22 protein-coding genes and 1 pseudogene are annotated in these 24,756 nt (G+C 69.9%); 12 read left to right on the top strand and 11 right to left on the bottom strand.

Going from position 1 to position 24,756, the window contains the following annotated elements:
- Positions 1-94 precede the first annotated feature (94 nt).
- The 5 genes and pseudogenes from ACZ58N_RS33810 (at position 95) to ACZ58N_RS33790 (ending at position 4,089) form a co-directional block, all read left to right on the top strand.
- Positions 95-387: pseudogene (locus ACZ58N_RS33810) on the top strand (RidA family protein).
- A gap of 291 nt (positions 388-678) precedes the next feature.
- Positions 679-1,347 (top strand): DUF4097 family beta strand repeat-containing protein, encoded by a 669-nt coding sequence (locus ACZ58N_RS33805; protein ID WP_471167871.1) that lies wholly within the window; start codon positions 679-681, stop codon positions 1,345-1,347.
- A 69-nt stretch (positions 1,348-1,416) separates the two neighbouring features.
- Positions 1,417-2,418 (top strand): ATP-binding cassette domain-containing protein, encoded by a 1,002-nt coding sequence (locus ACZ58N_RS33800; RefSeq protein ID WP_471167868.1) that lies wholly within the window; start codon positions 1,417-1,419, stop codon positions 2,416-2,418.
- On the top strand, positions 2,415-3,203 hold the full coding sequence (locus ACZ58N_RS33795; protein ID WP_471167866.1) for an ABC transporter permease: 789 nt from the start codon (positions 2,415-2,417) through the stop codon (positions 3,201-3,203). The genes ACZ58N_RS33800 and ACZ58N_RS33795 overlap by 4 nt, the downstream gene beginning before the upstream one ends.
- 253 nt (positions 3,204-3,456) lie before the next feature.
- Entirely contained in the window at positions 3,457-4,089 is a 633-nt protein-coding gene (locus tag ACZ58N_RS33790; RefSeq protein WP_471167863.1) for a hypothetical protein, read from the top strand.
- 91 nt (positions 4,090-4,180) lie between these two features.
- Here the strand turns inward: ACZ58N_RS33790 and ACZ58N_RS33785 are convergent, their stop codons facing one another.
- The 11 genes from ACZ58N_RS33785 to ACZ58N_RS33735 all read right to left on the bottom strand — a co-directional run bounded on the left by ACZ58N_RS33785 (position 4,181) and on the right by ACZ58N_RS33735 (position 17,184).
- Complete coding sequence (locus tag ACZ58N_RS33785) at positions 4,181-4,420, bottom strand: hypothetical protein (protein ID WP_471167860.1); 240 nt, start codon at positions 4,418-4,420, stop codon at positions 4,181-4,183.
- A 10-nt stretch (positions 4,421-4,430) separates the two neighbouring features.
- On the bottom strand, positions 4,431-5,846 hold the full coding sequence (locus ACZ58N_RS33780) for a hypothetical protein (RefSeq protein ID WP_471167858.1): 1,416 nt from the start codon (positions 5,844-5,846) through the stop codon (positions 4,431-4,433).
- Between the two features lie 130 nt (positions 5,847-5,976).
- On the bottom strand, positions 5,977-6,624 hold the full coding sequence (locus tag ACZ58N_RS33775; protein WP_471167855.1) for a hypothetical protein: 648 nt from the start codon (positions 6,622-6,624) through the stop codon (positions 5,977-5,979).
- Positions 6,621-7,823, bottom strand: coding sequence for a hypothetical protein (locus tag ACZ58N_RS33770; RefSeq protein WP_471167853.1), 1,203 nt, complete (start codon positions 7,821-7,823; stop codon positions 6,621-6,623). Before ACZ58N_RS33770 ends, ACZ58N_RS33775 begins: the two co-directional genes overlap by 4 nt.
- Positions 7,820-8,449 carry a hypothetical protein gene (locus ACZ58N_RS33765; RefSeq protein WP_471167850.1) on the bottom strand — a complete coding sequence of 210 codons (630 nt, stop codon included), beginning with the start codon at positions 8,447-8,449 and terminating at the stop codon, positions 7,820-7,822. Before ACZ58N_RS33765 ends, ACZ58N_RS33770 begins: the two co-directional genes overlap by 4 nt.
- A 29-nt stretch (positions 8,450-8,478) precedes the next feature.
- Complete coding sequence (locus ACZ58N_RS33760; RefSeq protein WP_471167848.1) at positions 8,479-9,114, bottom strand: hypothetical protein; 636 nt, start codon at positions 9,112-9,114, stop codon at positions 8,479-8,481.
- A 12-nt stretch (positions 9,115-9,126) separates the two neighbouring features.
- Complete coding sequence (locus ACZ58N_RS33755; protein ID WP_471167846.1) at positions 9,127-11,493, bottom strand: hypothetical protein; 2,367 nt, start codon at positions 11,491-11,493, stop codon at positions 9,127-9,129.
- Between the two features lie 219 nt (positions 11,494-11,712).
- On the bottom strand, positions 11,713-14,706 hold the full coding sequence (locus tag ACZ58N_RS33750; protein WP_471167844.1) for an ATP-binding protein: 2,994 nt from the start codon (positions 14,704-14,706) through the stop codon (positions 11,713-11,715).
- 7 nt (positions 14,707-14,713) lie between these two features.
- Complete coding sequence (locus ACZ58N_RS33745; protein WP_471167841.1) at positions 14,714-15,289, bottom strand: hypothetical protein; 576 nt, start codon at positions 15,287-15,289, stop codon at positions 14,714-14,716.
- Positions 15,290-15,370: 81 nt separating this feature from the next.
- A complete protein-coding gene (locus tag ACZ58N_RS33740) occupies positions 15,371-15,637 on the bottom strand; it encodes a hypothetical protein (RefSeq protein WP_319194863.1) in 267 nt (88 codons plus the stop codon).
- A 47-nt stretch (positions 15,638-15,684) separates the two neighbouring features.
- Complete coding sequence (locus ACZ58N_RS33735; protein WP_471167837.1) at positions 15,685-17,184, bottom strand: conjugal transfer protein; 1,500 nt, start codon at positions 17,182-17,184, stop codon at positions 15,685-15,687.
- A gap of 486 nt (positions 17,185-17,670) precedes the next feature.
- On the opposite strand from ACZ58N_RS33735, the gene ACZ58N_RS33730 reads away from it, so the two are divergent.
- From ACZ58N_RS33730 to ACZ58N_RS33700, 7 genes are all read left to right on the top strand, one after another.
- Positions 17,671-18,108, top strand: coding sequence for a hypothetical protein (locus ACZ58N_RS33730; protein ID WP_471167834.1), 438 nt, complete (start codon positions 17,671-17,673; stop codon positions 18,106-18,108).
- Positions 18,109-18,158: 50 nt separating this feature from the next.
- Positions 18,159-18,782 carry a hypothetical protein gene (locus tag ACZ58N_RS33725; protein ID WP_471167830.1) on the top strand — a complete coding sequence of 208 codons (624 nt, stop codon included), beginning with the start codon at positions 18,159-18,161 and terminating at the stop codon, positions 18,780-18,782.
- 88 nt (positions 18,783-18,870) lie between these two features.
- Positions 18,871-19,272: a DUF4913 domain-containing protein gene (locus ACZ58N_RS33720; RefSeq protein ID WP_471167823.1), complete on the top strand. Its 402-nt coding sequence runs from the start codon at positions 18,871-18,873 to the stop codon at positions 19,270-19,272.
- A 192-nt stretch (positions 19,273-19,464) separates the two neighbouring features.
- Positions 19,465-20,163, top strand: coding sequence for a hypothetical protein (locus ACZ58N_RS33715; protein WP_471167821.1), 699 nt, complete (start codon positions 19,465-19,467; stop codon positions 20,161-20,163).
- A 6-nt stretch (positions 20,164-20,169) separates the two neighbouring features.
- Positions 20,170-22,305 carry a peptidoglycan DD-metalloendopeptidase family protein gene (locus ACZ58N_RS33710; RefSeq protein WP_471167818.1) on the top strand — a complete coding sequence of 712 codons (2,136 nt, stop codon included), beginning with the start codon at positions 20,170-20,172 and terminating at the stop codon, positions 22,303-22,305.
- An 80-nt stretch (positions 22,306-22,385) separates the two neighbouring features.
- Entirely contained in the window at positions 22,386-22,799 is a 414-nt protein-coding gene (locus ACZ58N_RS33705; protein WP_471167816.1) for a hypothetical protein, read from the top strand.
- A 2-nt stretch (positions 22,800-22,801) separates the two neighbouring features.
- Positions 22,802-24,538 (top strand): type IV secretory system conjugative DNA transfer family protein, encoded by a 1,737-nt coding sequence (locus tag ACZ58N_RS33700; protein WP_471167813.1) that lies wholly within the window; start codon positions 22,802-22,804, stop codon positions 24,536-24,538.
- Positions 24,539-24,756 lie beyond the last annotated feature (218 nt).

Raw genomic sequence — 24,756 nt, 5'->3', positions numbered from 1 at the left:
CCTACGGTTCCCCAGTAACCGCAAGAGACCGCTGGACGCCCCGTCCGGCGGCTGCGGGGAGCCCGTGGGCTCACGTGAGAAGGAGGCGGGCCGGATGGCCGTCACACTGCTGAACCCCGAGGGACTGCCGGAGATCGACGTCTACCGGCAGGTGTCGATCGCGACGGGAACGCAGCTGGTCTTCATCGCCGGACCGACGTGGCGAAACTGAACGTCCACGTCGTCGACTGGACCCCCGACAAAATGCCCCAACTCCTGGAGGGGATCGCGCGGGCGTCCGCGAAGTCGGGTGTCACCCCGGCCGCGCCGGCCACCCTGCTGGGCGTCGCGGCCCTGGACGTACCCGAGCACCTGGTGGAGGTCGAAGCCGTCGCGGTGCTCGGCTGACCCGTGGAGCCGCGGCCGGCCACCGACCCGACGGGTGAGGGCCGGCCGCGGCCCGGCCACCGGCCCGCCGGAGCCGAGCCGAGCCGAGCTGAACTGAGCCGAGCTGAGCCTTCACTCCATATCAATGCAACGAACGCCATCGCCTTGTTGCGTTGCTTCGATCGACCATTGCAACAATTAACTATCTTTGAGCTGCATGAATGGCAATCACGTGCAACGAACTAGTTGCTGAGTTCATAAAGGCAACGTAGCTTTTCGTTCATCGGAAACAACAAGGCGAAGGAAGCCATCATGCAGAAGTTCCCCACCCCCACCACCGTCTCCGCCGTCCTCGACATCCCCGCCGGACGCATCCGGCTCGTCGCCGCCGACCGCGCCGACACCACGGTCGAGGTCCTGCCCGCGGACGACTCCAGGAGCCGCGACGTCGACGCCGCGAAGCAGATCACCGTCGAGTACGGGGACGGCGTCCTGCGGATCGCGGCCCCGGCCCCGAAGAGCCGGATCCGGGGCAACTCCGGCTCCGTCGACGTGGTCGTCCACCTGCCGGCCGGCTCCCGCGTCGAGGCCAGGACGGCCGCCGCCGAGTTCCGGGGCATCGGGCGGCTCGGCGACGTCACCTTCGAGGGCGCCCAGGGCTCCATCCAGCTCGACGAGACCGCGAGCGCCCGCCTCACCCTGCTCGCCGGGGACATCACGGTCGGCCGACTGGGCGGCCCCGCCGACATCCGCACGCAGAAGGGCGACGTCCGGGTCGCCGAAGCAGCGAGCGGCACGGTCGCGCTGCGCACCGAGGCCGGAGACCTGTCGATCGCCGCCGCCCCCGGAGTCTCCGCCTCCATGGACGCCGGCACCGCCCACGGCCGGGTCCGCAACACCCTGAGGAACACGGACGGCACCGCCGAGCTGACCATCCACGCGACGACCTCGTACGGCGACATCACCGCCCGCAGCCTCTGACGAGCCTCCCGCGACTCCCGACCCTCCGCAGCCCCGATCCTCCGAACCCATCCAAGGAGCAGCACCCTCATGACGAACCTGGCCATCGCTGCGCGCGGGTTGCGCAAGTCCTACGGCGACAGGACGGTGCTCGACGGCATCGACCTGGCGGTCCCCGCCGGCACGGTCTTCTCCCTCCTCGGTCCGAACGGCGCCGGCAAGACCACCGTCGTCAAGATCCTCTCCACCCTCATCACCGCCGACGCCGGCGTCCTGCACGTCGCCGGCCACGACTTGGCCACCGACCCCCGGGCGGTACGCGCCGCGATCGGCGTCACCGGCCAGTTCTCAGCCGTCGACGGCCTGATCACCGGAGAGGAGAACATGCTCCTCATGGCCGACCTGCACCACCTCCCCAAGAAGGAGGGGCGCGGCACCGTCACCGAACTGCTGGAACGCTTCGACCTCACCGACGCCGCCGGGAAACCCGCCTCCACCTACTCCGGCGGCATGAAGCGCCGCCTCGACATCGCCATGACCCTGGTCGGCAGCCCGCGGATCATCTTCCTCGACGAGCCCACCACCGGACTCGACCCCCGCTCCCGCCACACCATGTGGCAGATCATCCGCGAACTGGTCACGGGCGGCGTCACCGTCTTCCTCACCACCCAGTACCTGGAGGAGGCCGACCAACTCGCCGACCGCATCGCGGTCCTGAACGACGGCCGGATCGTCGCCGAGGGCACCGCCGCCGAACTCAAGCGCCTCGTCCCCGGCGGACACGTCCGCCTCCGCTTCACCGACCCGGCCGCCCACCGGTCCGCCGCCGCCACCCTTCACACCAGCGCCCGCGACGACGAGTCCCTCTCCCTCCAGGTCCCCAGCGACGGCAGCCAGCGCGACCTGCGCACCATCCTCGCCCGGCTCGACGACGCCGGCATCGAGGCCGACGAACTCACCGTCCACACCCCCGACCTCGACGACGTCTTCTTCGCCCTCACCGGCAACACCACCGTCCCCGCCCAGACCGCCCAGACCGCCCAGACCTGCCGGCCGGCCCAGCCGGCCGAGTCCGAGGAGAACGTCCGATGAGCACCCTCTCCCTCGCCGTGCGCGACTCCACCACCATGCTGCGCCGCAACCTCCTGCACGCGCGCCGCTACCCGTCCCTCACCCTGAACCTGCTGCTCACCCCGGTGATGCTGCTCCTGCTGTTCGTCTACGTCTTCGGCGGCGTGATGAGCGCCGGCCTCGGCGGCGGCGCCGACCGCTCCGCCTACATCGCCTACGTCGTCCCGGGCATCCTGCTCATGACCATCGGATCCACCGTCATCGGCGCCGCGGTGTCCGTCTCCACCGACATGTCCGAGGGGATCGTCGCCCGGTTCCGGACCATGAACATCCACCGGGGCTCCGTCCTCATCGGACACGTCATCGGAAGCGTCCTGCAATCGGTCGCCAGTGTCGTCCTCGTCGGCATCGTCGCCGTGGCCATCGGATTCCGCTCCACGGACGCCACGGTCCTGGAATGGTTCGCCGCCCTCGGACTGATCGTGCTGTTCGCCCTGGCCCTGACCTGGATCGCCGTCGGCATGGGCACGGTCAGCCCGAACGCCGAGGCGGCGAGCAACAGCGCGATGCCCCTGATCCTCCTGCCGCTCATCTCCAGCGCCTTCACCCCGATCGACGCGATGCCGGGCTGGTTCCAACCGATCGCCCAGTACCAGCCGTTCACCCCCGCCATCGAAACCCTGCGCGGCCTCCTCCTCGGCACCGGGATCGGCCACAACGGATGGCTCGCCCTCGCCTGGTCCGTCGCCCTGGTCGCCCTCGGTCACCGCTGGTCCACCTCCTCCTTCAAGCGCGACCCAAAGTAACCGCAGTGACAGCACGGGCCACCGGCCCCCGCCCACTCCGCCCCCGGGGCGGCGTACCCCGACCAAGTCGGAGTACGCCGCCCCTCTCGCGTTCGGCCCGGCCGGCGCCCGCAACCCCACGGGGCCCCGCTCCCGAAGGCGCGGAGGCAGCCGCTCCGCACCTGCCGTCCCGTTCCCACCCCGGGGGCGGATGGGACGGGTCCGGGTGATTGGGTGGGGTCTCCAAGCCAGTCGGAAGCGAATGGAGTTCAAAGTGAAGAGCCTTGTGCGGGGCACCGTGTGTGCGGTGGCGTTGACGACGCTGCTGACCGCCTGTGGTGGTGACACGGAGGACGCGGCCAAGGTCGGACTCGACGGCGTGGGCAAGACGGAAGAGGCCGCGAAGGGCGAGGGCAAGAAGGACGAGTCGACCGGCGCCCAGAAGCTGCGGTCGGTGATGCCGACCAACAAGAGCGTCAGCAGCGGCTTCGTCACCTTCGGTGGCGAGGACGCGGTGGTGCTGGAGGGTGATCAGGCACTCCGACCGTGCGAGGAGGGAACGAACTCCCCGTGCAGCGGGCTGGTGGGTGCCGGCCGCAAGCTGGTCGTGGCCAAGGACGCGACGGACCGGCAGATCGAGTTCACCGTCTACTCGTTCGAGGCCCAGGAGGCCGCGAAGGCGGCGTCGACCGGCATGGTGAACCGGACCTTCGCGCGCAAGGACTCCGTCGGGGACCTGCCGCTGGAGGTCGGCGCGGACGAGACGGAGGTGTTCAACATCCAAGGAGGCCGGGCCGACGTCATCCTGCGTGTCGGCAACGTCGTCGCCTACGTGAGCGCGGCCAGGAAGGAGGACCTGTCGAATGCGGCCAAGGTCCAGGTCGACCTGATCAAGAAGGCCGCCTGACGATCTCTGAGAAGCCGTCCCCGCTCCGTCGAGCGCCGGAGCGGGGACGACCCGATGCGCACCGGGTCGGCGAACGGGTGAGCGTGGTGCGTCAGTCCAACGACTCGGTGCTGCCGTCCGGGTTGATCAGCAGCCGGATCGAACCGCCGTAGCGGTCGTCGGCGATGGTGGCCGTCGCCGGACCGCCCATGTCCTGGGCGCGCTGCTGGAGGATCGATATGACGACGTCCTCGATGTCCACGAACGGCGGAGCCGTCACGGGTACGCCGTCGATCAGGCCCGCGTTCTGCGAGAAGACGCGGACCTCGGTGGCCGGGTGGGTCGGTTGCATGGCACGGCCCTCAGGAGCTTGCGGCGATGGCGCCGGTGGACGGGGAGACGACGGCGTACGTGCCGCGGGACAAACGGAGCAGACGGCCGGACTTGGCCAGTGCGGACAGGGCGTTGCTGACGGACTTCGCCGGATCCTGGTAGGTCCCCTGGGGCAGCGCCGCGAGGACGTCCCGACCGGAGAACGGCCCCGGGAAGGAGGCGACCGCCTGTTCCACGGCCTGCCGCAGACTCGGTGCGCTCCACGAGGTGGGCGCGAGCGCGCCGGCCGGCGGGGCCTCGGGCACGGACCGCAGCGCGGAACCACGCCGAACGGCGTCACCCGACGCGGCGGGAGGTTGCGCCCTCGGCGGCGCGACGGCGGTGTATTCCTCTATGCGGACATCGAGTTCGCACACCGCAACATGCAGGGCGGCCAGTTCCGGGCCGTTCGGGAGCGAACCATCCGAAACGCCGCCCTCCGTGGCGTCGCTCAACATCGCGGTGAGCACCTTGATGCGGCGAATCGATTCTGCGAGCCGGTGCAGCAGTGGCTCGAATATGTCCTGCCGCAGCGCGGCGAGAGGATCGCTGGTCGCGAGCTCCACCCCGACCGATCCGGTGAGTCCACGAACCGGCGGGCGGTCCCGGAACGTGTCTCCCGCAGCCGTTCGCCAGGCCTCAAGGCACCCGTGCGTCAGCCTCAGGCCGTCGACGAGCCGCGGAGTGATCCCGCCTCCGGGTGCCCGGAACAGCATCGCTGCTATCTGCCCGGTGGTGGCGAGCGTGGGAAGCGTCGCATGGACCAGCGGGCCGAGCACGGCCTCCTGGATCGCGCGGACCGGATCGTCGAGCGAGAAGGTGATCCGTTGGTTCGTCGGGGACACCATCGATACCTCGCGTGGGTCGACTTCGTGGGGACCGGCCTGCGCCCGGGCACCCGACGCGACACGGTGCTCCCCTTGCGCGCCAGGGCCTTGCGCCGTACCCGCTCCGGTGCCGGCGGCAGTCGGAGCCACGGTCCGGCCGGCCCGGCTCGCCCGGTGTTCCTGGAGCGCGTCGAACGCGTCGAGCACGACGGGAACGTCCGACGCGGGGTCCTCGTTCTCCTGAGCACCCGTCAATCGCCCCTGTGCGTCACCCACTCCGATGCGACGACGGATCCACCGCCGGTCCTGTCGGGTGGTGGCCGCCGCGTAGCCGCCGGGATCGGACTGGGTGACGGAGTCCCAGAGGCACTGCGCCCAGAGGGGGCAGGACGAGCAGAGCTGCCGGGCGGCGTGCGTGAGGGCCTGGCGCCGGCGTGTCTGGAGCGGAATTCCCGTCTTGTCCGCAGGTGGGTCCGTCAGTAGGGGCTGGCCGAAAATGTCCGGTCGCCGCTGGCAGGGTAGAGGTGTGGAGGCAGTGGCTGCCTGAACGGATGCCGACGGCATTCCGCGTATGGTCATGACCATGAAAATATCCCCCGAAGCGATCAAGCACACGGGGACTCTAGAACAGGCGTGTTGGCAACGGCAAAGTTGTCTCAGTCGCAGGTGGGTGCCGGTTGCCCGCCGAACATGACGGTTCATCAGTCAACTAACGCCGTGTGTCGACGGTCGACACAGCGCGTCGCGAGAAACGTCTCCTCAACCCCGCGCCGTGACGTCGCAGCGAGGCCGCGCCGCCCCCACGGAACGCCAGGACCAGAACCACGCCGATGAACCCGATCGGCACTGCGATCGCCGGAAGCACGGTCCCCACACCGGACGTCACGAGGAGGACCGCATCGGCGATCACCACGGTGACACCGCGACGACCCGGGTGCTCCTTCACCATCCAGGCACCGAGCAGGGCCATGGCCGCGAGCGACCAGTACCCGAACACCGCCTGCCCACCGAGCATTCCGCTGCTCGATCGGGTGGCGATCTCGACGGTGGCCGCGAAGAACCCTGCCACCGCGGCGGTCACGACCGTCGAGGCGAGCGCCAGCAGCAACTGGCCCCGGCGGCGCAACAACCACAACAGCCCGGCGAGGACCAGCAGGGCGCAGACCACGATGAAAGAGGCCATGCTGGTCGAGGCGATCGTCACGACGGTGTAGACGGCCGCCACCGCGAAGACGATCCGGCGCAGGAGCCGCACGGCCCACGCGTCGTCCCGCTCCTGTCGGACGAGGCGACGGACGGCGCCGCGTGCGGTCGCGGCCATGGTGGCGAAGTCGGTGCGCGAGGGGCGGGGGGTCATGACGGACCGTCCATTCCGGTTCCAATGGGGCGCGGTACGAGCACGGGTTCGACGGCGGGACCGGTCCCTACGGCCGGACCGGGTGCCGAGGGCTGGGCAGCTGTCGGCGTGTGATCGAACCCCACCTGCCAGAGCGGCTTGCGGACGCTCCTCCGCGGGGCGTCGACCACGGGCTCCTTGACGGCCACGGCCGCTTCGACCGGGGGCGCTTCCACCGTCGGGGCTTCGGCCGCAGGGGATTCGACGACAGGCGCGTCGACCTCGGGCGTCTCGACCCGGGGTGCTTCGACCGAGGGTGCTTCGACTATTGGCCCCGTGACCGCAGATGCTTCCACCCCGGACGCCGCTACGGACGCGACCTCCTGGGCCGGCGCCGCGAGAGCCAGCAGGCCGTCGATCTTCGCCTTGCGGACCGCCGGCTCATCGGCCGGGTAGGAGTACGGGTCGAGGTACCGGGGCAGGGCCGGATTGTCGAACTGGGCAACGGTCCGGACCGCGTTCGTACCGGCCTCACTCCGTGTGATCTCCGGCCACGTCACGGGCGCCTCGTACACGAAGTGGATGTTGTCCAGACCGACCTTGTCGTTCGCGCAGAGGGCGCTCAGTTCCCTCTGCTGGAGGACCGACCGGGTGTTCGCGGTATCCGCGAAGACGAAGACCTCGCCTTCGGCGACCTCGGCGTAGGTGGCGGAGATGGTCTGCCAACAGGTCGTGGCGAATTCAGGTCCGAACCCGGCCTGCTGACCACCGAGTGCTTTGATGACGTTCGGTTCCCAGAGGAACATCGCGTCGAGTTCAAGGCCCCCCGGGGTCGTTTCCAGGGTCCGTGCGGAACCGGGCTCCTTACGGTTCTGCTGGTGCGCCCACTCCTCCGCGATGAAGCGCTGGTCCAGGAAGGGAACGTTGTCCCTGTTCGGGGGTGCCGCAGGATGTTCCAGTCCGTACGACCAGAAGGCGCTGACGGGGTGTGTACCCGGGGGCGGCTTCAGCTTCGATCGGTCCTCGATCAGCTGGTCGATGTAGAGCCGTTCCTTGGACTTCTCGCGTCCGTCCTCCAGTCCGGCTGCCGCAGCGGCCTCACTGATCCGCCGGACGACGGACTTCGGGTCCCTGCTCGCCTGCTTCGCCGCCTCGTGCCGGGCATTCGCCCGGCGCAGGGCGCCCTGCACGATGTCCTGAGGTATGGGTTCCGGGCTCACGGGCGCCCGGCTTCCATGGGACGGGGACAGACGCTCAGGTCCATGTTGACCACCCCACGGCGGGATCCGTCAGCAGTGCCCATGGCCGGGGTGATGCAAAGGCGGGCGAGCGGACCCCCCGGAGCGGCGAGCTCCCAGTAGGCGATGCGGTAGGGGTTCTTGTCCTCGATCCGATCCTGCGGCAGGGGAATCTCGTCAGGGCCGAGTTCCGTGGGAAAGTCGGTGGAGTCCCACGCGCCTTCCCAGGCCGGTTCGCCGAGTGCCGAGCACACGGCGGTGACGTAGAGCGGCCAGGCCCGTGCGGCTTCGGCCAGCACCTGGGGGTTGCCCTCAGGAGTCTCCGCCGAAGCACCCCACACCCAGTGCGAGAGGCTCTGCACCGGCGCCCAGCTGCCGCCCAGAGCGTTAAGCGTCAGCACACCGCCCGTATCCGTGACGACGTTCAGGACGTACTCGAACTGCGTCGGCGTCCAGCCGAACTGCGCGCACCACATGTCCAGGCCCTGGCCCGGGAGGGGCGGGCCGTTCCACACGGTCTCCCAGTCCACGTCGGCCAGACCGCGCAGCTCGGTGATGAGCTCCTGCGGGGTGCGGTCCACCGGCGGTTCGAACGCAGTCGTGCCCATGTCGCTGTCTCTTCCTCGCGTCTCGTACGTCACAGCAGCCAACCCGGCCCGGCAGTCGCTTCGGGGTCGGCCGGGCCGTGGCAGGTCAGGGAGATCGTCCCACTTCCCGCCCCCCAACCCCGCGCGGTGCCCGGCCCGCAATGCAGGTCAAGCACGAACACGGGCGCGAGCGGGTTGGCGTAGCTCCACCGGGCGAGCCGGTACGGAGCCTGCTGCTCCCGGCGCTCCTCGGCGTCGCCCCACCGCCCGGGAGCGGGCGGCGCCGGGAAGTCGGGGCTGTCCCAGGCCCCCCGCCAGCCGGGCGGCCCCAACAGGGAACCCATGTGGGCGAGGTACGCCTCCCAGCGGTCCAGGGCGGCGGCCGTGACCCCCGCCTGGTCGGACGGTTCGTCCGACCTGACACGCCAGACCGTGTACGAGGCACGGGTCACCGGCCGGCCCGGCGCGGGGGAGGAGGCCAGGTGCAGCCGGCCGCCCCCGGGCGTACGGACCCACAGGCCGGCCTCCGCCCAGAGCGGCTGCCACCCGAAGGCCGCGCACCACTCGGCACGCCCGGTGTCGTCCCCCGGGTACCCGGGCCATACCGCCCGCCAGTCCACGCGCAGCAGCGCGGCCAGTTCGACGCCGAGCTCCTGCGGGGAGCGGTCCGTGATGACGCTTGCCATGATCAGGGCTTCCTAGCGGGGCATCCGGTCGCCGTTGCGCGGCGGCGGAGGCTGGTGGGGCGGGGTGGGCGGCTGCGGAGTGCGCGGCTCGGGGCTTCGCGGCGGGGCCCCGTCGTCCCCGCTGACGCGCCCGGTCGTACGGGGTGCCGGCTGGGGTGCGGGCGCCGCGGGCGCCGGAGCCGGCGCCGGGTGCGGCGCGGGCGAGGGCGCTGCCTGCGGTGCGGGCCGGGGCGTCTGCGTTGCCGGTGCGGGAGGTGTGCCCTGCTGAGGCACCGGGGCGCCGCCGGCGCTGACCCGGCCGCTTCGGCGCGGGGACGTCGTGGCCGCGGGAGCCTCCTGCGGTGGGGTCTGACCCTCCTGCCCTTCCTGCCCGGCCGGCTGCTGCGCCGGCGTCGCCGCTCCGCTGCGCCCCTCCTTCATGTCCTTGTACTGCTGCTGCTGGAGCTCGCCGCTCATCCGTTCGCTCTGACGCCGCTTCCGCTTCGTATTGCTCGGGGCGATCCAGCCGCCCTCCTGCAACTTGCCTCCGGTGAAGACCTTGTCGGCGCCGCGGCCGACGTTCCCCCCGATGCGACCGGCGGCGCGGCCCGCGACCCGGACCGTGCCGGCGGCGGCATTGCCCGCGAGGCGCTGGCTCTGCGCCCCCAACTTGCCGCTGACCGTGTTCGCCATGTCGCCCACGCCGAGACCGTCCTCCGCACCCGCGATCTTCGGGCTGTAGGCCCCCGACAGGAGCTTCTTCAGCATCATCACGACGGCGATCGTGACCAGCAGGAGCATCAACAACTGCATGCCGAGCGAGACCTTGGAAGGCAGGATCATCTGGTACAGCACGAGCAGCACCGTGAGGATGACACCGAAGCCGGCGCGCAGTACGAAACTGTGGATGAACGTCTCCAGCCAGCCCTTGAGCAATTTCTGCTGGGACGGATGGATTCCCAGCGTCGCGATCAGCGGCAGCATGATGATCATGATCAGCGTTACGGCGTGCCACAACAACGTCAGGGCGCTGAGGGCGATCACCATGACGGCGACGATCAACGCGGCGATCAGCGAGTAGAAGGCGATTCCGATGCGGTCACCGGCGTTCCTGCCGGCCCACTCGTCGAAAGCGACCGGGTAGATCGCCTGGTCCGGCTTTCCGTTGTTGGTGTCGAAGCCGCCGGCGACGTCATATCGGATGGGAATCCAGTTGTTCTTGTACTTGTCCAGGTCCTTGCCGAGTTCCATGTTGGTTCGGGCCTGGGAAACCAGCTGGCGTATTCGGAGATCCTCGCAGCGCGCGCTGCCCTGCTTACCCCAGTCACATTTTTCGTCCTTGCCGGTCGGCTTGCATCGGCCGTCCTCCAGGATGCTGCCCTGGCCCTTTCGGAAGATGCAATTCGTGCCGACACTGCCGAACTGTCCCAAGGCCCACGGTCGGAACACCAGCGTGTCGTAAATGGCGCAGCTGTTGACCCGAACACCAAAGTTTTCTGCGCTCGCGGGCAGGTCGCAGGGGGGTGTCATCTCGCCGGCAACCTGTGTGAGGACCGCGCCGCTGAGTGCGCTGTTCGCCTGGGCGATACCAGAATCCGCCGTGTCGATGAAGTTGTTGTAGTTCTTGCCGGTCAGCATGACGATAACGGCAACGGTGGAGAGTGCGGCCCAGCCGACGCCCGCCCACGCCTCGCGCATCTCGTTTTTTCGCCACTTGCCGAACACCCATATGCCCGTCAATGTGATCATGAGGGGGACCGCCGGCTTGAACAGCTCGTCCCTGAGTTTGTCCACGGCGGTGTCGCGTCCCGTGTACAGACCTGAGAACGGGCTCGGATTGGAGGCGTACTCCTTGATGGAGATGGCCACGCGCGTCAGCATCTTGGTGCCGTCGAGCACCAAATCCGCGATTCCGTTGTTGACGAAGTCAATGATGGAGCATTGGTCGGCGCCGGTACCGTTGCTGATTCCCCAGCTGTTCTTGTCGGGCTGGGAGGCGTCCCCCCGGCCGCGCATGGTGATGGACCAGTTCATGCCGCGCATGCCGGTGAGTTCGTACATCGTGTACGCCTCGGGGGCGCCGCCCAGTTTGGTGGGGTGGTCGACGAAGCCCGTCGTGTCGTTGACCTTCCCGCGGTCGGACTTCTCCCACTGTTTGACAGCGGGCCAGACCGACTCGATGAAGCCCGGGTTGTCCATCTGGTAGTCGTCATCGCCGGTGAAGCCGCAAGCGAAGTCGATCGCGTTGGCCGACTTGGGTACGGCCATCGTCAGGGAAACGAGTGCGAACAGCACGAACGCGCAGACCCGCACCGCACGCCCGACCGCCTTCACCCGTTGACGGGGTGAGGGACGGGCGGAGAGATCTCCAGGTGACGTGGCACCACGGCGCACGGACATCAGGTTCCTTCCGGAGTACCGCAACGGACGAATGGTGGGACAGGACGGGTCACGCGGGGAGGGAGTCCGTCAGGGGACAGCCCTCGCCGACGCCTCTGCGCTGTCTGCATCCACTCGGGATCTTGCTGTCGAACTCGGGCTCGCCGGATGCGAGGAGCACCCCCGCCGTGGTCAGTGCGCGCACGGCACGGCGTTGCGATGGGTTCGGGTTTCGCGCGCTCACACCGCTTCCCTCTCCCCGGTCTCCGCCGCTGCGTCCGCCACCCGGCCTGCCTCCTGCATGAAGGTCCAGTCCCACACGCTGAGCGGCGGGTCGATGCCCTGACGGGCCGGACGCGTCGTGCCGTTGGTGTCGGTGGCCGCGAGGATCTCCTTGAAGACCAGGTCCACCGCGACCGTGCCCACCCGCTTGTCGACGTCGCGCTGCAGGCAGACACCGGTACGGAGTTCCTGCAGGGCCCCGATCACCTTCGCGTCGTTCTCGGGCCGGCCGAGCAGCGGCGCGACCAGCGCGGCCTCCTGCGCCGACTTCTGCTTGAACGCGAAGACCGTGTGGATCTGGTTGGCACCACCGCTGCGCGCCTCCGAGTCCTCGATCTGCACGAGGTCGATGGCCTGCTGGGTGATCAGAACCGTGACGGCCAGGTACGAACGGCCCTGCTTGAGGGCACGCCGCATCAGGTCGCGACCGCTCTCGGTCGCGGTGACCACGTACGCCTCGTCGACGAACAGCGCCTTCGGACGCAGACCGATCTCGCCCGTCACCGGGTTCTTCTCGTAGCCGACGTCCAGCATCTGGCTGCCGAGTTCCACGACGGCCATCAGCGCGGTCGCGGCGAGCCGCTCCGCCGGGTTCCAGTTCCGCGGGTCCGAGGAGGACGGTGACTGGAAGCCGCGCAGGGTGATGACGGTGCGGCGCTTGCGCATCGCGGACAGGGGCTGCGGACGCTCGGCGAAGGCGAGGCGCGCGTACGGCAGGGTGCGCAGCTCGGTCAGCAGCATCTGGGCGAGCTTGAGTTCCTTGACGGCCTCGCGGTCCCCCGTCGCCACCGCGTCGTCGTACGCCTTGACGACCTCGTCGACGACCTGCCACAGCGTCGGCCGCGGCACCTTCTCCTCGGCCTCCCGCGCGGTCAGACCCTGTTCGGTGGCCTGCCGGATCGCCGAGTTGTACCAACCGACGACCGTGGCCATGCCCTCGATCACGGGCAGTCGGACCCGCTGGTAGTCCTCGTCGCCGAGGAACCCGCGGAGCATCGACTCGGCGAGCAGCCGGCCCGAGGGCACGTCCCGCGCCACCACCCACGGGTCCAGCACACCGGCCTGGCCCTTCAACAGGTCGACGACCTCGGTCTCCGCCCAGAACTCCGGGTTGACCGGCCGGAATCGGCTCTGCCCCGTACCGAGGAGACCGGAGTCCGCGTCGTGCGCGAAGTCCGGGTCGTTCACCTGTGACCCGAACGCCAGGTAGTAGCAGAGCTGGGCGAAGTCCGTCTTCGGGTCGATGACCAGGCAGCGCACGCCCGACTCGGACTCCTCGTAGAACTTCTGCAGCGCGAGCGAGGACTTGCCACCGCCGGACGCGCCGACGATGGCCAGGCCACCGCCGTCGTTGCGGGCCGGCCCGACGTGCAGGGAGTAGTGGACCGGCATCTTCCCCGCCCAGCCCACCAGGTTGCCCACCCAACCGAGCTGCTTGCCCGACCGGTGCTCGGGGTTGTCACCGAGCTCCGTCCCGGCCGTGGGCAGTCCGGCACCGAGCTGCTCGACCTCCTGGAGGCGCAGGTACGGCGCCACGGGCAGCTTGGGCGCGTCGCCCGGCAGCTGCGACTGCAGGAGCCTCCACTGCTGACGGGTCGGCCGCAGCAGCGTGACCTTCAGGTCCTGCTTGAACTGCATCTCCAGGATGCGGCGGCGCCGCTCCAGCTCGGACAGGTCGGACGCGGAGATGGTGAAGCGGATCTGCGCCTCCATGCCCGGCATCTTGTGCTCGTCGATGTCGTCGAGGAGGTGCTGGGCACGGGTGACCTGGTTGGCGAGCTGGGTGCCCGGCGACCTGCCCGAGTTGGCCATGTCGTTCATCTCGTCGACGAGGTTGCCGCTGATCTTCTTCGCCCGGTCCTTGAACTTCAGGTACGGGATCAGGGTGAACCGCATGTCGATCTCCACCGGGAAGTCGACGTGCTGCGACGCGTAGCGCGCCCAGGCGGTGGACTGACGGAAACGGGTTTCCGTCGGCCAGCTGGCCGCCACCAGGGTCGTCGTGTAGCTGGTGTGCTGCTCGCCGGTGACCTCGTCGTACTGGTGCAGCACGATGTGCGTCTTGTGGTTCTCGCCGGAGAAGTCGACGACCAGGTCGAACTGGTCCGGCCCCCACGAACGGGAACCGAGCACCGGCTCCGGCGGTACCGCGAGGTCGCCGTGGAGCGGCTTGCGGATCAGCCAGACCAGTTCCTCACGGCTCAGCGGTACACCGCTCAGACCCTCCAGGCTCTCGTGGACCTCCCGCGCGACCTGCGACCACTGGGCCAGCAGCGCGGGCGACAGGTATTCGTCGTGGACACCGGTCGCGACCGCGGCCGCCTTGTCGGCGGTCCCGCGCATGGCCGCCGTCAGGCTCGGGTCCTCGACCGGGTCGTCCCCGCCGGGCAGTACCCCGGTGCCGTTCGAACCGCGCTTCAGCGAACCCAGTTTCACCAGCAGGATGTTGCGCTCGCGGGTGGCGCCGATGCGCTCCTGGTAGTCCGCCTTGCGGAGGTTGTACGCCTTGTAGTTCTCGGTGGGGTCCCACGCCAGGGTGTTGAGCTGGTCCGCCCATTCGACGGCGGTGATCGGCCGGTACACCTTGCGGTAGTGGCATTCGACGTTGCGGTCACCACGGGCCAGGTTGAGCAGCCCACGGGCGGGGCCCTCGGCCATCGCCTGCAGCTCGGTGGCGTTGAGGTACTCGTCGATGGCGGTGGGCAGCACGAGACCGGTCCACACCGATTCACCGTGCACGAAGATCATGTCGTCGGCGTAGCGGTAGGGCAGCCGCATGTCCTCGCGGCGCGGGGAGCGGCCCGCCGGATCGCGGGAGGAACCGCCCTGTTGCTGTCGCTGAGTACCGCCGGAACCCTGTCCGGCCTTGGCCTTCTTGGAGCCGGCGGAGGCGATGATCATGGCGATCACGAAGAAGGCGACCGCCCCGCCCAGAAGGATCATCAAGATCATGAAGGAGTCATCCTGCGGTCTCGGAGTGTGCGTGCGCGGAGTGCGTGGTCTGAGGATGGAGGGCGGCCCGGCCCGCCCGAAGGGCGTTCTCGTCCGTCGTTGCCGCGAAGGAGGAGCCGTGCCCGGCGGCCGTCGCGAGGGCCTCCGCGTACTGCCGTTGCCAGCGCTGCGAACCCGGCTGCCACAGGACGACCTGCCAGTGCAGTACCTCCGGCTCCCGGTCGGCGGACAGCCCCTGCAGACGCTTCGGCTGGAACCAGTAGTCGGCCCAGACCACCAACTGCTGGCTGAGGGTCAGGGCGGACGGCAATGGCCGGCCCCAGATGAAGTAGATGCCGACCGGAGGCCCGATGTAGAGCACCGACGTCACGATCGAGAGGCCGAGGAACGGCAGGAAAGCGGACAGCGAGAGCAGTGCCACCAGCCAGATGACACCGAACCCGAGAGCCGCGCCCAGCGCCGGCAGCAGTAGGCCGGGCAGCGGAATGTTGCCCCAGTTCCAGATGCGCTTGGGCCTGTTGAGCAGGTCCGTGTGGTCGTAGGCGACCATCGGCTCGGGTGCGCTCGGTGTGTCCTGTGCCATCAGCCAGTCCCCCTTCGTGACGTGATCGCGGGCCGCGAGGTGCGGGTGCGGACCGGACGGAAGATCCGACCGGTCCCCGGATCAGCCCTTGCCGCCGGCGTTGCCGATCTGGCCGCCGAGCTGGATCAGCAGACCGGCGATACCGGTCGCACCACCGATGATCAGCGCGGCCAGCGCGATCATGCCGAAGCCCTGGAAGGCCTCGCGCATGCCGTCACCACGCTTCATCGAGAGCAGCATCCGAATGCCGAGGATGAGCAGGGCGCAGATCGCCACGGTGGTGCCGATGCCCACCAGGATCGACTGGACCTCTTTGAACATGCCGTCGAGGGTTGCAGCCAGGATCATGACCTGGTCCTTCCGTTGTGGTGTGAGAAATGCATGGGTGATCGAGGTCAGGGAGTCCTGGGGGCACCGGAGGCGCCACCAGGGGCCGGGCTGCTCTGCCCGGAAGCGGGCGTGCTCTGCCCGGGGGCCGGAGCGTTCGGCGCGGGAGCGGGACCGCTCTCCTCGGGCGCCGGGCTCGCGGACGGGGTCGCCCCGGCGTCCGCGGCGCCGCCCGTCGGGTCGAGCGCCCCGCCCCGGATGTCCTTGATGAACCAACCCTGGGCGGTGTTCACCACCGTCACCCGGTAGGACCGCTTCACCGTGGGAGCGGGGGTCCCCTTGGCAGCGGCGGCACCGGCGCCCCAGGTGACGGTCACCCGAGCCGACACCGTCTGTCCCGTCCCGTAGGTGATGGTCGCGCCGGGCTCGCTGTCGGCCGGAGCGAGTGCCACGACCTCCGCGATCTCCGGCGTCGCCAACGCGCCTGCCAGGCCCGTCGTCGCAGCCGGCGTCGCGTCCGTGGTGGTGAAGCGGGTCAGGCCGGTCGCGTCCGAAGAGGCCCACGCCTTGAAGTATCCGGGCAGGACCTGCGTCTTCAGCTGGTTCGAGAGCGCCTGGTCGACGACCTCTTCGTCCCTCTTGACCGGCGGTACCTCGCCGCGCGTGGGCAGCGGCATCTCTCCGATGTCGCCCGCGATGCGCAGCCCCGACGCGGTGGCCAGGTCCTTCACGTACACCGGCACCGACACGGTGGTGGTGCGGCCGGTCGACAGCTTCACCTGAACACCCAGGTAGCGGCCGTTCTGTCCGTACTCGGGAAGCTCCTCCAGGGTTCCGTCCCACTGGGCTTCCCGCACCTCCTGGCTGCCCGCGCCGCTGAGGCCGCAGTCCCGGTCCACACCCGCGGAGGCGTAGCGGGTCAGAGCGACGCGGCGCTTGTCGGAGTCCTGCGGGGAGTACGTCATGCAGAGCGTCACGTACTCCTCCGCGAACGTCGCCGCGGCCTGGGCCGGGAACTCGGTCAGTCGGTACTTCCGCAGGTCGCTGTCGTCCAGCGAACCGTTCTGCACCGCGACGGACGACTTGCCGATGACCAGCCCCGCGACCCCGCACGAACCGAGGGCGAAGAGACACGTGGTGATCAGGAGCGTCGCGCGGACCGCCACGTGGGTACGCCGACCCTGCGTGGGCAACCGCCCGCCAGGACGCGGCACGTCGAACGAGGCGCCGGCGACAGCCACCGCCTTGGGCTGTACGGCCGCGGTGGGCGCGGCGACGACGGGCGCATCCGGTGAGGGGACGGCGGCCGGTGGTGCGGTCGCGCCGGCCACCGGCGCGGAAGCCTTGCCGGTCCTACCCTGCTTGCGCGCCTCGCGTTCGGCCTTCTTGTTCTCGTACGCCGCCTTGCGTTCGGCCCGCTTCGCTTCCTGGGCGGCCTTCGCCTTCTCCCGCTTGTCCTTCTTCGGATCACCGGACGACTGCGTCGCGCGCGGCGGCAGGATGGGCACGGAGGCCTCGCCCGGCGGCACGTTGGCCGGCCGTGCGGTGCGTACCCACGCTGCGGCCACCTGGGCGCGCGCCGCGTCCGAGAACGGTTGCGACGCAACGGCTGTTGCGTCGGGCTCGCCGTGGGGCCCGGTCGCCGGCTGCCGGGGCGGCGCTGACGGCGTCTGCCGGGCGTCGGCGTGACCTGCCTGACCGAACTGCGGCTGCTGCCCGGAAGTCTGGCCTCCGTCGACCCCGCCAGCAGAGCTGTTGTGGTCCGTCATCGAGTCCGTTTCTCCCACACGTGTGATCCCCCTCCACCGGCGACTGCCCGGCGGCCCCCTGGTGAGGCCAGGTGCGGAACGGCAGTGTGGCAAATGAACACGACAACGCAGCCCCCCTTTTCCCCGGTCGGGAAACCATGGGGAAAGAAGGGGAAAGCCGAGGAATCCTCAGTCGGGTGTCCCGCGTCCCCAGGACGGACCGGTCCGTTCCGCGCTCCGACACAATGAGCGGCCGTGCCCGGCGGCGGACGCCGAGGCGTCCCCACTACCCGCGAAGGACGAGAGTTGAGCGACGAGTACGCCCTCCCCCAGGCCCCCGCCGACGCGGGGACCGGCCCCGTGACGGAGGCTCAACACGCCTGGATCGAGGGCTATGAGCCGGGAAACCCCTGGGTGTCGAAGCTCTGCCTGCGCACCCCGCAGGGCACCGTCTCGTACCCCCTCACCCCGCACACGTTGCCGGACCTGCTGGAGGGGCTGGTCGTCGTGGCCCAGGCCCAGCAGGGAGTGACAGGACCACCGGCGGAGGAGCATGACGAGGCCGAGGAGCAGCACCTCCACCAGGACACCGGCCGGGGGCGCAGCATCCACGACGGGGGCGCGGCCCGCGTGACGGGTTGGGCCCTGGTCCACGACCTGTGGGAGAAGGGGGACACGAAGGTCCGCTTCATCATGGGCGCGATCGTGGTGGCACTGCTGGTCCTCGGAGTCTTCCTGTCCTGACCGCGGGGCGTCGTGCCCACACGGAGCCCGAGCGTGAGGAGTTGCAAGGAATGCTGACGGAGACTTCGGGGCGCAACGCCCAGGACCTGGCCGCCGACCTGGAGGGCCTTCGCGGGGTCGACTGGGCGTCGGTATGGGAGGGACCACCGCAGGGCGGTTCGCCCGCGTGCCGCCAATGGTGCGAACGCCACGGCTGGGAACCGCAGACGGCGGACCGCAACCTCGTCGTGTCGAGCAAGGCCGGGGGCAGGTGGACCTTCGAGGCGAACGGCAACCGGGACCCGGTCTTCCGCCTGACCCACTGGGCATGGCGGGTCAAGGCTGCCGATGAGGCCGAGAATCCTGCCCTGTTGACCCGCGCGGCCGAGGAATGGCCGGGCTTCCTGAAGTCTGCCGAGAGCGTGATGGGGCCGGCGGCCTGGAAGGGCAGCTGGGACGCACAGGACTTCCCGGAGCCGCCGGAGCAGGATTTCTGGCCGCACCGGGCCTACCGCACGGAGACCCGTACGCCCTTCCGGATGGCCCACTGGAAGCCGGTGGGAGAACACCCCGGGCAGGCATTCGTCATCCTGAGGCAGTCCGTTTCCTTCACGGCCCGGGCCGCCGACGCACCGGGCGTCTCGCAGATCCGGTTGACCGTGCACGCCCCTGAGGGCTCGCGGAGGCACCCGTGAGACCTGCCGCTCCGGCCCCCCTCACCCTGTTGCGGGGCCGTACCCCCGCCGTCCGTCGATCGACGGGTCACCCGAGGAAGGCTCCCGCATGAGCACGAACGCCGAGAAGCAGCAGACGTCCGACGAGAAGGTGGAGTTCTACTTCGCCGATGTGTTCGTCTTCGTCTCCACGTACCTGTCGCAGATGGTGCGGCGTCGCGTGAACGGCTCCACCGCCACCTGGTGTCCCCGCTGGTGGGAGCACCCCGAGGCGGGCGCCAGGCTGTCCGCGCTCTGGCTGGCGTGGGAGCACCTGCGACACGATCCCGCCCTCGGCATGTCCACCTGGTGGCTCCACCACGCCGATCCCCACCTGAGGGTGCTGATGGACGCGGACATGGGCCCGTTCGCGGCTTGTTCGCCCAAGGACGGCCACACCGCGTACCCCTTCGATCCGCTGCCCGTCGACCCCTACGACCCCGACGACGAATCGGGCACGTCCGCCAGGTGAGCGGGTTCGGTGCGGCTTGCGGGAAGAATCGTCACCGCACCTCCGCACTGAATCCCCATCCGTGAACCGGACCGCACCTCCTGAACTTTCCTCACCCCTTCCCCGACTTTCCTCGCGGGGAAAGGCCCTGCGTCATCCGCCTTCCCTCCCCCTACCGTGTCCGGGCGACCTGACTGATGGAGGCCCGGGACGGTGGAATCACCTGCCGAGAACAAGCGAAGCGCGGCACTTGCCCTGGCGGTACTGGGCGTATTGCTGGTCGGCTCCCTGCTGACGTTCACCTTCCTCAGTGGTGACGACGACCCCGGCGGCTCATCCGACGCCAAAGCCCCCGCGACACCTTCCCAGGGCAAGGACGCCGGTACCGCCACCGCCGGAGGCGGCTCCGGCAGCGCGGGGCAACAGGCCGGCTCGGGCGGCTCGGCCGACGGCGTACCCCCCATGGTTCCCCCGGCCGAACTGGCCGAGGCCCACCGGGCCATGGCCGCGTACATGGCCGGCCTGAGCACCTACACGTACGCCGATCAGACCGCGGCCTGGGCCAAGCCCCTTCTGGAGCTGACGGTCGGCGACAACCAGATGAAGTCGCACACGGTCCTTCCCACCGGGAAGGACTGGGCGACCTGCCAGGCCAACCGCTGTTCGTCCGTGGGGAAGGCGACCGTCCTCCGCGACGGGATGATCGCCGAGGACCTCGTCAACGGCAGCGGCACCCTCGTGTCCAGTGTGGTCTCGCTGACCACGGCCCGCTCCGAGAACGGCAAGCAGACACAGACGGAGACCAACGCCTGGCTCGTCAGTTCCCGCAAGGAAGCCGGTGCCTGGAAGGTGTCGGCGTTCAACCTCCAGGGCCTGGGGAACGTGGGCGCGTCCGAGCAAGCGGGGGAGTGAGACTCGATGGTGGCTCCTGCCGTACTGGCAGCCGCGTCGAAGGCCGTCAAAGTGGCCAAGACGGCAAAAATGGCAGCCCAGTTGGCCGGCGGACAGGGCGGTGGCGGCGCCGGAGGCCCCGGTGGTGAGAAGAAGGGCAAGGGGAAGCTCTTCCTGCTCGCCGGCGCGGGCGGCCTCCTGCCGATCGGCGGCGTCGGTTTCATCGTCATCATGCTGGCCATGGCCATGGTCGGAGGTCTCGGCGGCGGTTCCGCCAAAGCGGCCTGCGCCAACTACAACGAGAACGCGCGCAACGGCAACACCAGCGACCAGGCGGCCACCAACCCGATCATGCCCGCGGGCAAGATCTACCTGCCCAGCGACACCGCCCGCAACGAGATACCCCCGCGCATGATGCTCGCGGCCATGCGCGCCGCCGCACGCTACGAGGGCCTCGACTGGACGATCATCGCCGGGCAGATGTACCAGGAGACCAAGTACGGCCAGGATCCCTCCGCCGCGCCCGGCGGCAAGAACAGCGCCGGCTACATGGGCCTCCTCCAGTTCGGCGATCCCGCGTGGAAGGACTACGGGGACGACGGCAACGGCGACGGCAAGAAGGACCTGTACAACATCGACGACGCGGCCTTCGCCGCCGCCAACTTCATCCACGCCCTGAAGGCCGAGACGAAGCCGTGGAACGCCCTGCTGCGCTACTCCGGCTCCTCGGACAACAACACCGTCTACCCCCGCGTGGTCCTGACCCAGGCGGCCCGCTACCGCGGCAACCTCACCGGCGAGAAGAGCCTGATCGAGGGCTGGTACGCGCACCTGAAATCGACCGTCGAGAAGAACCCGGGCTTCCCGACCCTCGGTCAGCAGACGGACATTCCCGCCCCGGTCGGCAACGACGCCCAGCCCAACGAGGCACTGAGCATCAGGTCGGCCTCGCCGCGCTCCTGGTCAACCCCGCCCTACGGCGGCGACACCGGCGGCAGCACCGACCAGGCCGCTGCACCGCGGAGCACCGGAAACGGCGTGGGCAACCTTGCGAGCGCGGACCTCGGCGACCGGATGCAGCCAGTGGCCCTCTCCCGCCCCCTGATCAAGCCCGCCGCCCCGCCCGCCGGGGACGGCAAGGACTGGCAGTGGCCCCTGAAGGAGGGCACCTACACCGTCGGCACCCCGTACCACCAGAACGGTTCCAGCTGGAGCCTCGGCTACCACACCGGCCTGGACCTGCGGGCATCCGCCGGTACGCCGATCTACGCGCCCGCGGACGGCAAGGTCATCAAGGTGGGCAGCGGCGGCTCCTACGGCAACGAGACGCACATCGAGCACGCGAACGGCGTTGTTACCCTGTACGCCCACCAGACCGCCGTCATGGTGTCCCAGGGTGCCACCGTCAAGCGGGGCGACCAGATCGGCACGGTCGGCAACACGGGCAACTCCTTCGGCGCGCACCTGCACTGGGAGGTCCGCCTCCCCGGCGTCGACAACCCCTTCGTCCAGGGCCAGGACAAGGGCCCGGGCATGGTCGACCCGAAGGGCTGGATGGAGGGCAAGGTCTCGGCCAACCCCGACTACGGCACCGTGCCCGGCGGTGACGCCGGCCAGGGCAAGGACGCCGAGTACGCCGGCTGTGCCAAGGGCGGCAAGGGCACCGCGGTCCCCCCGGACGGCGCGGGCTCCACCGGGGTCCTGCCGGGCGCCGACGACCCCGTGGTGCGTTCCGCGCTCCGCTGGGCGCAGCGTGGCATCGGCAAACCGTACGTTTGGGGCGCCGCACGCCTCCAGGGCGACAACCCCGTCTCCTTCGACTGCTCCAGCTACACGCAGTGGATCTACTACCAGGCCAGCGGCGGCAAGATCGACATCGGTACGGTCACCTACACGCAGGAGAAGAACCTCAGCGCGTCCAAGGTCGACCTGAGCAAGGCCCAGCCCGGTGACCTCATCTTCTTCCGACCCGGGCCGAACGGCTCCGAGCACGTCGCCGTCGTATGGGACCCCGCCGGCAAGAAGATCCTGCACGCCCCCCGCAAGGACAAGAACGTCGAGTTCAGCACCTGGGACGTACAGGGCCAGATCACCGGCGTCTACCGCGTACCGATCCCGGCGGGCACCCACGCCGACGGCGGCGGCGCCGGCGAACACGCGTAGAAGAAGGAACGGAACATGACGAAGGACAAGCACACCGGGCCGTCCGCCTGCGGCACGCTCCGACATCGGACGCAACGGTCATGACCACCGTTGACCTGGCCACCGGACGACGAGTGGCCGACGGGCCTTCGGCCGACCTCGGCCCCACGCCCACGTTCACGAGGACGGATGACAGGACCGTCGTGTCACCGGACGGACGGACCGCGGTCGGCCGGTTCAGCGGGAAGGTCGTCCCCCGGGAGACGGAGACCCGCCGTGAACCGTGGCGCCCGAAAGGGGGCCGGGACCTGCGGCCGATGGCGCAGTCGCCCGGCGGAGTGCTCCACGCGGAGCTGAGCCCTGACAACAAGTGGGTCGACGCCCTGACCGGCACTCCCCTCTCCCCGTACGAGCAGATCCCGGAGTTCACCGGCACCGGCTACGGCACGCTCACGAACGGCGGCGCCCTGTTCGTCCTCCGCACCGCTCCCGCCCCGCCTGAAGGAAAGTCCTGACCATGGCCTCACCCCAACAGAAGAAGCCCCGATCCGACGGCGACTGGACGATCGAGATCGCCTGCCTCGTCGGGGCGATCCTGGTGCTCCTCGGCGGCGCCTGGCTCGCCGCCCGCCTCAGCGCGTCCTTCTCGGACGCACCCGCACCCCCGTCCAACCCGCTCTCCTTCGCCGTGTCCCTGGCTACGGGCGACTACGCGTGGCCGCACGGCGCGGCGAACGCCGTCGCCGCCGCCGAGGTGGTGCTGCTCGTCGGAGCCGCCACCGCCGTGTACCGGATCCGCCAGCGGATGCGCAACAAGCCGGACGTCGACGGCGCCGCCCGCCACCTCGCCCAGGGCGAGAAGCTCGGCAAGCTCACGATGAAGGGCGCCTCCGCCACCGCCGAGCGCCTGGGCGTGGACAGCACCTCACCCGGCGTCTTCATCGGCCGTTCGCTGCGCGGCCGCCAGCCCCTCTTCGGGTCCTTCGAGGACATGCACGTCGACATCTGGGGCCCCCGCACCGGCAAGACGACCCGCCGCGCGATCCCCGCGATCCTCGACGCCCCGGGCGCCGTCCTCGTCACCTCCAACAAGCGCGACATCGTCGACGCCACCCGCGGCCCGCGCCAAGCCCGCGGCCAGGTCTGGGTGTTCGACCCGCAGCAGGTGGCCCAGGAACCGCCCGCCTGGTGGTGGAACCCCCTGTCGTACGTCACCGATGTCGCCAAGGCCCGCAAGATGGCCGACCACTTCGCGTCGGGCTCCCGGGACGCCGACTCCTCCACGGACGCCTTCTTCGACCCCGCCGGACAGGACCTGCTCGCCAACCTCCTGCTCGCGGCGGCGACCTCCAAGGCCTCGATCACCCAGATCTACACCTGGCTGGCCAACCCCAAGGACGACACCCCGGAACGCATCCTGCGCGGCGCCGGACACCTCATGGCGGCCGACTCCCTGTCCGGCGTGCTCACCGCACCCGAGAAGCAGCGCAGCGGCATCTACGGCGTCGCCCAGCAGATGGCGTCCTGCCTGATCAACCCCGCGGTCAACCGGTGGGTGACACCCGCCTCCGCCACCGACGACCGCCCCGAGTTCGACCCCCACGAGTTCGTCCGCAGCGACTCCACCCTCTTCTCGCTCTCCCGCGAAGGCAGCGACTCGGCGGGCCCGCTGGTCACCGCCCTGACCGTGGCCGTCGTCGAGGCCGCAGAAGAGTACGCCACCACCCAGCGCGGCGGCCGACTGTCCCGCCCGCTCGTCGGCGTCCTGGACGAGGCGGCGAACGTCTGCCGCTGGCGCGCCCTGCCCGACCTGTACTCGCACTACGGCTCGCGCGGCATCATCCTGATGACCATCCTCCAGTCCTGGGCCCAGGGCATCGAGGTATGGGGCGAGCGCGGCATGGAGAAGCTCTGGTCCGCCGCCAACGTCCGGGTCTACGGCGGCGGTGTCTCCGACACCCGCTTCCTCGGCGACCTGTCCGAGCTGGCCGGCGAGTACGAGACGCGCGAGTACAGCACGACCCGTGAGACGGAGACCGGTGGCTGGACCGGCAACCGCACCATGAACGAGTCCGTCCGCCGCGACCGCGTCCTGAAGGTCTCCGACCTCGGCGCGATGCCCCCCGGCCGGGCCCTCGTCCTGGCCTCCGGCATCCCGCCGGTCCTGGTCGAGACGATCCCGTGGTGGGAGGGCCCCTACGCCCGCGAGGTCAAGGCCTCCCTGTCCCAGCACGACCCGGGCGCCCGAGCCTGATCCCCGGCTTCGACGCACGGGCGGCGCGATGAGGCCCGGCCCTGAGGGGACACGGCCCGGGTGTTCGGCCCGATGCTCGGGCCAACGCGAGAACGCCCGGCAGGGTATCCCTGCCGGGCGTTCTCGTGTGTGTCTGTTGGGTTCCGCTGGTGGGTCAGTACCAGTGGTGGGTCTGCCAGAAGTTCCAGGCGCCGACGGGGCTGCCGTAGCGGGAGTTC

Source organism: Streptomyces sp. NPDC040432, assembly GCF_055595445.1.
Note: the sequence above shows the minus strand (reverse complement) of the source record. Positions and strands in the feature narration are given on the sequence as shown.